The following is a 9,921-nucleotide window of genomic DNA, read 5'->3' as shown; positions in this document are numbered from 1 at the left end:
CAAAATATCTTTACAAAGGATTTACCAATACATCGACAAATAGCCTGAAGATTTTACTCATGATGTCAGAAATCATCACCTCTTTCCATCATTCATTTTTCCATCATTTACTTGAACAACTTGTATTCTAAGATAAAGGGGAAATGTTTACTATTTAATTAGGTGACACTAATATTACAAATTTGTAAGTTGAGGACTGTTTTATGCTTACATCTTGTTTTTACATTCATCTGATTAGGTGCCTGTGCGGTTAAAAAGGGACTGGTTTTTATATAATTAGGAACCTTTATTATTCGAAGCATTGGAAACTATAGGCCGTTGGGATTGAATCAATTCGATGGAATGCTAAAACGAAACAGATGTCAGAAGGCTTGCTCTTTCCCGTTGACGTTAGATAATTATAACACTCTGCTGTCGACATCTGTATCGAAGGAACATAAAAATAGGCTTTATATAGTATTAGATTAAGGTTTATCCATTGTACATAACGTAGTAATATTGACCGGCCAATTCAACGTTTTAGAGCTAGTTTTCTCTAGATGAATTGTTTCCCTATGCGTAAGTTGAACGAAAAGTGGAGCATTGCTGCGGCAGACTGCTCCACTTACGTTCCGCTTTTGATAAGAAACTTGCTTTGAACTTGAAATCTAGCTCCCTTAATTAGTAAACCAGTCTGCAATCGTACTATGTGGCGTCATTCAGGTTCATTTTTTACCGTTTTTTTCATTTAGCTATCCGTACTTTCGCTGCTTCAAACAAGTAGCAGCATTTTGCATAACCTTGTCCGATAAAGATACAGTCTGTCTGTTAATTACTGATCGTTTCGGCAACCAGCGAGGCGTATGCTTTTGCTCCTTCAGGTTGTAAATGAATGCCGTCATTAGTGAGCCAGCCCGATTGGTTCGCACTATAGGAATGCCAATCGATTACCTTAACATTGGAACGCTCCTCACCTGCCCTGCTCAGCTCCTGGTTCACCTTATCCTGCCAGTTACGCGGAACTCTCGTATTAATGAGAATAATTTGTCGTTCTTCGCCAAGGGTATCGAGCAGGTTCGTTAGCGTATCCGATGTAAAGGGGCCGTTGGTACCAAGCTCGATGATGACACACTTCCCAAGCCGTTTTTCAGATTCAAGCTGTTGTACAATAGCTTGTGCATCTTTCATTTGCCGGCTGACCTTCGCATCGATGATAATACCTGGTACAAGCTTCTCTAGTTCTGGAGCAACACCGAGCAAGACTGAATCACCAATAGCAGTTACCCCATCGGATTGTAAAGCAGATGTCTGGACATTCTGTGACTGTATCAGCAATTCATGTAGCTCTGGTTCTTCCTTGCGTTCCTCCTTAAGCTCGTCCTTAGTATCGCCTTGAGTCATTTCCTGCTTCACTTCTTCGGAAGATGCTCCCGAAGTCTCGCTCACACGCTGGGCACAAGAGACGCATAAGAGAACAATCATGCTGATTGACAGTAATACAGATAATCTTCGACGTCGAATGAAGGTCTGGTTTATGTTTTTCCGCAATTTGAGTTTACTTTGTTTCCAGCCTTCGATTAAAGTAGATGACTCTATAAAAGGTGACTCTACGAATTTATAAGACAGCGCTGCCAGCCATATAATCACCACTAGTAAAACAAGCTGAAGGAAAAAGCTGACTTTCGTATCAGGATTTGCAGGAGCTGTTAAAACGATAATCGGGTAATGCAATAGATAAATGCCATATGATCGCTGACCGACCCACCTGAGAGGTTTCCAAGCAAGCAGTTTGCTCACAGTAGTGAACGGGCTTACAGCAGCAGCAATGACCAATGCCGCCGCGACTGAGAGGACAACCATGCCCCCCCTATACAGCCACTCGTCATATTCTCCGGTAAAGACAATCATGGAAGCGACAATAGCTCCGCCGATAGCACCTACAATATCGAGTACAACAGCTCCCTTACGTGACAAAGGCGTGGCAAGAATACGACTTGGCCATGCAAGCGCGAGTGCAGCTCCGATCAAAAATCCGAATGCTCGCGTATCCGTACCATAATACACCCTGCTCGGGTCCGTATTAGGATCGTATAGCAGCACCATCGTACCAAAAGATACTGCTGCACCGACCAACAAATACAGCGCAAGCTTTCCACACGTAGGCTTTGTGAATCTGATGATGCCAAACAGTAACAACGGTAGCAGAAGATAGAATTGCTCCTCGACTGCCAGTGACCAGAGATGTCCGAAAGGAGAAGCTGGACCAAAGCTCTCGAAGTATGACACATCGTGATAAATAAAGTACCAGTTACTCATGTACATGATCGCAGCCCAAATATCTCCCCGAATCGAGACGAATCGACTGCTATCCAATATAACCAGAATTACGGAAACAACAAGTAACATAAGTAGCAGGGCTGGAAGTAGCCTGCGTGCGCGACGGAACCAGAATCGTTTCAGATCGATCCGCCCTCTGCTCCGATACTCTTCCACCAATAGATCCATTATGAGATACCCGGACAGAACGAAGAATACATTAACTCCCAGCAGTCCACCTGAGACTCCGCTCCACCCAAAATGATATGCCACCACGACAAGAACAGCTAGTGCCCGTATCCCGTCCAATCCCGGCATATATCGTCGACTGCCCCCCTCTATATTTACATGCGGTTTATTCAATCGATACATCGCTTCCACTGAAACTTGACCTCCCTCTAACATTTGTAACACACCATAACTTGGAGTATGCAATCAGTGTAGTACGGGATTATATGATAAGTGAGATGGACTTGTAATCAAGTTGTAAAATGTTGAGATTTAAGGTCGATGCCGCACAAAAAAAGACCAGCCGCAACTAGCGGCCAGTCTTAGGATTATCGATAAGAGGTCGATCCTGAATAATAATTGAGCATTGCCATGATATCCTTGTTAAAGCCAATCACTTTCATTGTTCTTTGATTTATCATCACGTTATATTTCCACGCTTTGTTAGTCTTGCTCTTATAATAAACTTCCGTCTTGATCCCAACCCGCACAGCATCCTGATCCAATGTCAGATCGGACGCCAGCTCAGAACCTCCTTTTTCCTGGATAAACTGATCAGCCAGTTCAAACAGATTACGACCGGGAGATGTGTCACCAAAGAAGTTCGCTCCGTTTACTTTCAAGATTTTAAGAACATCTCCGTCTCTGGCATTCAAGATAATATCGTAAATATCTTTGGTACCGGTCGAAACAGTTAGCGTCATATAGTACAGCCCACTGGGAATTTTGTTTAGCTCCTTTTCGACATGTTCACTTACTTCAGGATTTAGTCCCTTGAATACTTTTTCGACTAGATTCTTCAGCTTGTTCTGATCAATCACCGATAGCTCAAATTGGACATCATCTACAGTGAGCTTCTCATTAAAATATTTGTTAACGGCATTTACGCTAAGCATCCTCATGGCATCTTGAGAAAGAGCCCCTTCATATTCCACCTCGTTGCTCTTGTGCTCATTATTTATTTTTTTAACCATGACAGTGTCCTTCTCGATCGCATTGTAAAATCCAGTGCAACCTGTCGTCATTACTAAAAACGCCACGCTTACAATAGAAAATAGATATTTTTTCATTGTTGCACCCCAACCTTTTGACCCGTCCCATTAAAAATAACCTGTATTGTCGTACCTTGATTGACTTCGCTAATCACTTTGATACTGGCTTTATGAATGTCTGCAATACTGTGACATATGGAGAGACCTAAGCCCGCTCCATTATTGCTTCTCGTTCTTGCTATATCCGTCATGAAAAACGGTTCAAATATTTTATCCTGATGCTCTTTGGCAATCCCTATGCCCTGATCAATTATTTCGAGGATGCAATGGTTATTGCTCCAGCAGGTGCGAAGTGTAATGCTCTGCTGTTTGGCGGAAGCTTTAAGCGCATTATCTACAAGATTGAAAATTAAGCTTTTTATTAAATCCTTATCCATAAGCAGCGACCCTTCTTCGCAATCGATAACGATGGTAATCTGCTTTTCTCTCGCTTTCATTTTCAGCACAGGTTCCATTTCGGCAATTGTGGCTTTAAGATCATGTTCCTCCATCTGAAAATGGTGCTCCTCGAGGAAAACCAAATCCATCAGCTTTAACGAAAAGGATTCTAGCCGCTTTCCCTCTGAATAAATGACATCAAGAGCATCTAAAAATATCTCCTCATTGTATTTAGTTGTTCTCAGAAAATTGGCGAATCCAATAATCGAGGTCAACGGTGTTTTTAATTCGTGAGTAAAGTTATTGATAAACCTTTGCTTCTGTTGATTGTGTAGCTCCAAGTCATTGATTTTATCCTCAACCACCGAAGCCATTTCGTTAAAATTCTGCGCCAGCACGCCGATTTCATCCTTTGTTGTTAGCTGAACTCGTTCTGAAAAATCCCCCTGTGCAATAACCTGAGCCGTTCGATTTAGACGATCGATCGGCTTCGTCAGGCCTTTGCTCACAAAGTACATAATGAGCATGTAAAGGAAGCAGGCAGCTACATCCACTTTGAAGAAAAAGCTGTACTGTTCTGCGCGCTCCTGATACACCGGCGTAAAATCCTTCATGTAGGTGAATACGTATCTTTTATGATTAATGTACGTTATATTCGTCGCAAACAATATCGTACGTTCATCAATATCTCGCAAGATATATTTGATTTCATCTGCATCGAGCTTGTCCAGCTCCTTACGCTCAAACGGCATCTTGAAATCGGTATTGCTGAAAATCCCCTGATTGCTGTCATTTAAAATCTGCAAATAGATTCGTTGCTCGCTGTTTTTCTCGACAAATTCGTTAGCAATATTGGTTAATACTGTTTTTTCGTAATCGACGGAATCATAGATACGAAGGATTGGAAGGATTGCATTTACGCTAGAATGAATGCTGATGTACTGACTTAATGCGCTATTGATTTCCTGTTCCAGCATTTTCGTGTGATTCCGCTCGAGGACCATTATCGAAAAAATATTAAAGATGAGAACGAATGCAAGAATGGAAAATAAGTATATTTTCTGCCAAAACTTCATCCATCAATCCTCCAGCCGGTATCCAATTTTATAAATCGTCCTGATATGGTCCTGTAGCTGAAGCTTTTTGCGTAGCGATTTGATATGCATATCGACAGTTCTTGTTTCACCGCAGTAGTCGCAGCCCCATACTTTGTCAAGGAACTGCTCTCTGGATAGTGCTATGTTCTTGTTTTTCAGCAATACGACCAGCAAATCGTATTCCTTTGGAGTCAGCTCTACCGGTTGGCCCTGGATGGTCACCTCTCGTTTGTCCAGCGCCACTTCAATGTTTTGAAACTTGATTATAGAGTCTTCTTTGCCGTATCTACGTAACACTGTTTCGATTCGAGCCAAGAGTTCAATCGCTTCGAAGGGCTTAACAATGTAATCATCCGCCCCTAGTTTAAGTCCGTTGACTTTATCATACACGGAGTTTTTCGCGCTCAGGAAAATAACTGGTATGTGATAGGATTTAATTTTTTCCATCAGCGAAAACCCGTCCAGCTTCGGAATCATAACGTCCAGCAGGATAAGATCAAACTTCTCTCGCTTCACCGCCTCCAGTGCCGAAAGACCGTCATGTACCTCGGTCGTTAAAAAGTTCACGATTGTAAGATTCATTTTAATAATTTTGGCTATATGAATATCGTCCTCGACAATTAATATCTTCTTTTGCATCTTCGTAATCACCTAACATTTCATGAATGGTTTCTATTGTTTTGTTACTGATATTACATGAAAAAAGAATATTTTTATAGGGACAATATCTATCTTTGTGAAAAATGCAACGAATGAAATAGGAATTAGATTGTTTCTAAAACGGCTCATTCTCCCCTTTTTCATATAGTAAGAGATGCAACAGAGCGAACCTAGCACTGCATTCATGCAATTTATAGAAATTTGACATTTTACAACTTCATTACAAGTCCATCTTATTTACCATATATTCGCCGACTACACTGGTTGCATCCCCGGACGCGACTAAAAATGTGAACACCAACGAAAAATGGATGAAATTATTGGAGGAGCAACATGTCATGGATTTTGGAAGAAAAGCAAAAGAATCGAAATCATAAAAGGAAAACATGGAGGTTTGCGCTGATCAGCTTCAGAGTGTTGCTTTTGGGCATCATCATTTTTTTAGGCTATCAGCTCATTGACACCTACATTGTACTTGAGAGTCTGGACAAACCAAAGGATACCATCCTAATCCAGGAGCAGGAGAATGAAGCGTTGAAGCCTGCCATATGGGAAGGTACCGAACGCGTCAGCATTCTGCTTATGGGCGGCGACAATCGGGGGTTGAAGAAGAACGATCAAGCGCGTTCCGATTCCATGCTGGTCGTAACTATTGACCCCACCACGAAAAAAGCACATCTTATGTCTGTGCTTCGGGATACTTATGTCGAAATCGAAGGTCATGGCAAAGGACGAATCAACACCGCACTCGCGCTAGGGGGACCTACCCTTGCCATGAAAACGATAGGCGACTTGCTCGGTCTCGATATTCAATATTATGTATATACCGATTTCGAAGGATTCAAATCACTCATCGATGTAATCGGCGGCATCGATTTTTATGTCGAGAAAAACATGGACTACACCGACAAAACTGACGGTAACCAATACGACATCCACCTGCGGAAGGGACAACAATTGCTGGATGGAGACAAAGCGCTACAATACGCGCGTTTCCGCCATGACGCAATGAGCGATTTCACCCGGACTGAGCGACAACGTAACCTGTTGCTTGTCATCGCTAAAAAGCTGAAATCCGACTGGAACCTATTTCGGATGAAGCAAATTTTAGAGAGTGTAGCACCTTTCATCCAGACGAATCTGGATATCCCGGATATGCTAAAGTTGGCAAAACTCGGTGTGGAAAGCCACATAGCCGGCTTAGCGCAAGTACCGCCGATGGAGTTGATTAAGGGAACGTCAGTTAAAGGGGCCTCTGTCCTGAGTGTGCGAGACAATGAGAAGCTTCGTGAATTCGTGCAGGAATTAGTGATTCAGGATCGCTAAAATAGAAAAATGACTTGAGAACGGCTTTAGGAAACTCGGGTCATTTTTCTTTTGCGTTACTTGCAATCACCTTTCTTGAGAAGGAAGCTGTGAGATATATGATTTTTCTCCATAGGTTGCAGGATAATCCTGATGTGGATAAGCGTAGGTCGTATTTTGGTATTGTTGTTGCATTTTCCCTTTGACATGACGTAAATCACAATTTTTAGGAGGGCCGATTACTACCGTGTTTTGAATTGGTGCAAGTGTATCTTTAACTTTAGCCTCGTTTAAACAATATGTGTAGGCAAGTATGTTTGATGGGGTTAATCGTAGTATGTCTGAGCCAAAAATTGTTTCGGGAATGGGGGCATCAAAGATAGCTAATAAATGCGTGTTATCTTCAGACGCTATTTCGTAATGCCACCATCCCATAGGTACGTTAGCCACTTGACCTGGAGTAATAGAAAAGTTTAGAAGTTCATTTGTGAATGGATTTATTAAGGACACCACAGCGGAGCCAGAAATACAATATACAAGTTCTGACGCATTCTGATGGTAATGTGGTTCAACAATATTGCTGATACTAAGAAAAATGTCAAGTAAAGAGACATTTCCCAGCGTATTTAACTGCATGATAGACAGCTCATTAATGTAGTTTCGGGAATCCTTTTGAAAAATAGGGTTATTGTTCAAGTCGTAGGTAAATTGAGTCGATGGAGAAGTATAGTCCATATAAGAAATAGCCATGTAAATACCTTCCTTTTTTCTGGAGTAAGTAATCCTACGGTAAGGTATGCTTTCGCCCACTTCAAGGTGAGGCGCGTAGCTGCACACGATATTGAAATTGTAAAGAGATAACATTGCAGGATTTTATAAGAAAAACGAAACGTTCCCTTTATCTCCTCCGTCTTTTTAAAGTAAAGAGGCTCCTTCCTGAACTACCGGATTCTATTAAAAACAGTACATGGGGGTTAAAAAGATTGTACAGCGTGCTGGCTCGAGGAACGATTTGTGTAGCCATGCTGATCAGACCAGATTTCGCGAAATACAGGAAATTAAGAAAATACAGCCAGATTTGGTGTTTGCTTTTTCTCATGAATATTCTGTATGCTTTAGATCTAAAATGTTGTCAATAAACAGATATTTAACACTAAAGGAGACAGACACAACATGAAGAAGATAGGGAAAAAAGGGTTCTTTTGCGGCGTAGTAGCTACAGCACTGCTCGTTTCAGGCATGGCTTACGCTGCTCCAGCCATCAAAGTGGTGGTCGATGGGAAAGAAGTGAAAATTGACGGACAAGCTCAAATCATTAATGGCCGGGTACTCGTACCTGCACGAGGTTTGGCAGAATCTCTCGGAGGAGAGGTGCAGTGGGACCAAAAAAACAAGATCGTAAACGTAAAAAGCAAAGCATCTAGCCAAAATGGAGCAATAACTGGCAAGGATGCATATGTAATTGAGAATCAAAAGGCTTTGATCAGTCTCCCTTCTGAATGGAAGGATAAGATCAAAGTAGAAAAAAAAGCAAATGAAGTTATTTTTCAATATGTACCGAAAAATAAGGCAGTAAAACCGGAATTTTTCTTCAGGGTGCTTATCATCAATAAAACCGTATGGGATAAAGATGAATATGCAGATACAGGACTCTTTACCATGTTGGGAATGCAGGACGGTAAGGTATATGCATTGCAAACACCGAGTGAAGCACCATATTTGGATAAACCAGAAAGCCCGGAATTTAAAGAAAGCGTGGACATGCTAAATCAGCTTAAACAATCCATTCAGTTTATGTTCATGAAGTAATTAAATGATAAGCAAAAATCCTTGAAGATTATCTTCAAGGATTTTTTGTCCGGATATGATAGGGATAGGACTAATATCTTTCCAAAATCAAAGCTGTTTTCAATGAGTCTTTTGGCAAAAACCATCCCTTTGCTTCTAAAAAAGCCTTTAGCTTTTTTTGCTCCTCTGAGGCTTCTCTGCTTTTGGCAGTTTTAAAGGAAGCTTCTACAATATAATCCAAGTTGCCTTTGGAAGCAGATTTAATCGGCCAAATTTCCACATCAATCTTCAGCCCATTCCATGTTCCTGTGTATCGTTCTGCCAGAACAGGACCGTATATTCTTGCTTGTCCTACTTTTTCACTCCCCCATCCAGGGTACAGCCATTTATCCATCTTTCCAGGTATATTGGCCGTTAGTAGTTTAATGGAGTCTGTGAGAGAAGGCAATTGTATTCCTTGAAAACCTGATTGTTTCATTTTTTTCTTTCTGGAAATACTTAATGTTTTTTGCTTATAGCCCCATTCAACCTGCGCTTCATAATTCGTGTCTGTAGCATCAAAGCCTTCCTTATTAGCCTTTGTTAAGGCAGCATCAATGTCATTGTTTTCAATGGGATATCTTTTTTTATAGGTGATTTCCAGATGCTCCTTACTGTCCGACTTGCGGATCCGACTAATCCAGCCTGCATGATTCAAATCCTGATCTTCTGTATCCAGAAACTGTACATTCATTTTTATAGCGGAATTAGGCAGATTAAACGCGTTAAGCACTTCCGGCAACAGCTTATGCTCAGAAGACAGCACCTTATTCGAATCGAGTAACAGCTTCACTTCATAATCCGGCTCTAGATTACCAGCCGCTTGTGCGGATTCAGAAATACCAAAAAGAGAGGAACAAAGGCTTAGACAGACAGCAAATGCCGTAGTTGCATGCTTGAGCGCAGGGATCGTTTTCACTTAAACAGCTCCTTTGTATTAAAAGTACAAAAATTATATATCTTTCTTATACATATATTCATACAAGCTGCACATTTTTAGTATTTAAGAAGCTGTCTTTCTTCACTCCAGTTACATGACGGAACCAATGTGCTAATTATACCATAACTGTAAATATAAA

At 41.2% G+C, this 9,921-nt stretch carries 8 protein-coding genes; 2 read left to right on the top strand and 6 right to left on the bottom strand.

The annotated features are described in order from the left end of the window. Nucleotides 1–807 precede the first annotated feature (807 nt). The 4 genes from QZ995_RS21960 to QZ995_RS21945 all read right to left on the bottom strand — a co-directional run bounded on the left by QZ995_RS21960 (nt 808) and on the right by QZ995_RS21945 (nt 5,689). On the bottom strand, nt 808–2,667 hold the full coding sequence (locus QZ995_RS21960) for an acyltransferase family protein (protein ID WP_301811834.1): 1,860 nt from the start codon (nt 2,665–2,667) through the stop codon (nt 808–810). 185 nt (nt 2,668–2,852) lie between these two features. Continuing rightward, on the bottom strand, nt 2,853–3,593 hold the full coding sequence (locus QZ995_RS21955) for a hypothetical protein (RefSeq protein WP_301811829.1): 741 nt from the start codon (nt 3,591–3,593) through the stop codon (nt 2,853–2,855). Continuing rightward, nucleotides 3,590–5,029, bottom strand: a complete 1,440-nt coding sequence (locus QZ995_RS21950) for a sensor histidine kinase (protein ID WP_301811828.1) — start codon at nt 5,027–5,029, stop codon at nt 3,590–3,592. The genes QZ995_RS21955 and QZ995_RS21950 overlap by 4 nt, the downstream gene beginning before the upstream one ends. A 3-nt stretch (nt 5,030–5,032) precedes the next feature. Continuing rightward, nucleotides 5,033–5,689 carry a response regulator transcription factor gene (locus QZ995_RS21945; protein ID WP_301811826.1) on the bottom strand — a complete coding sequence of 219 codons (657 nt, stop codon included), beginning with the start codon at nt 5,687–5,689 and terminating at the stop codon, nt 5,033–5,035. A 354-nt stretch (nt 5,690–6,043) separates the two neighbouring features. On the opposite strand from QZ995_RS21945, the gene QZ995_RS21940 reads away from it, so the two are divergent. Continuing rightward, nucleotides 6,044–7,036 (top strand): LCP family protein, encoded by a 993-nt coding sequence (locus tag QZ995_RS21940; protein WP_301811824.1) that lies wholly within the window; start codon nt 6,044–6,046, stop codon nt 7,034–7,036. A gap of 66 nt (nt 7,037–7,102) precedes the next feature. Here the strand turns inward: QZ995_RS21940 and QZ995_RS21935 are convergent, their stop codons facing one another. Further along, entirely contained in the window at nt 7,103–7,765 is a 663-nt protein-coding gene (locus QZ995_RS21935; protein WP_301811822.1) for a cupin domain-containing protein, read from the bottom strand. A 423-nt stretch (nt 7,766–8,188) separates the two neighbouring features. Here QZ995_RS21935 and QZ995_RS21930 point away from each other — a divergent pair, with 423 nt between their 5' ends. Continuing rightward, nucleotides 8,189–8,824, top strand: coding sequence for a copper amine oxidase N-terminal domain-containing protein (locus tag QZ995_RS21930; RefSeq protein WP_301811819.1), 636 nt, complete (start codon nt 8,189–8,191; stop codon nt 8,822–8,824). Nucleotides 8,825–8,894: 70 nt separating this feature from the next. On the opposite strand, the gene QZ995_RS21925 is transcribed toward QZ995_RS21930, so the two are convergent. Further along, a complete protein-coding gene (locus QZ995_RS21925; protein ID WP_301811817.1) occupies nt 8,895–9,761 on the bottom strand; it encodes a hypothetical protein in 867 nt (288 codons plus the stop codon). Between the last annotated feature and the right edge of the window lie 160 nt (nt 9,762–9,921).

The sequence above is a fragment of the Brevibacillus laterosporus genome (assembly GCF_030489605.1).
In the GTDB taxonomy this organism is placed as follows: domain Bacteria; phylum Bacillota; class Bacilli; order Brevibacillales; family Brevibacillaceae; genus Brevibacillus_B; species Brevibacillus_B laterosporus_E.
Note: the sequence above shows the minus strand (reverse complement) of the source record. Positions and strands in the feature narration are given on the sequence as shown.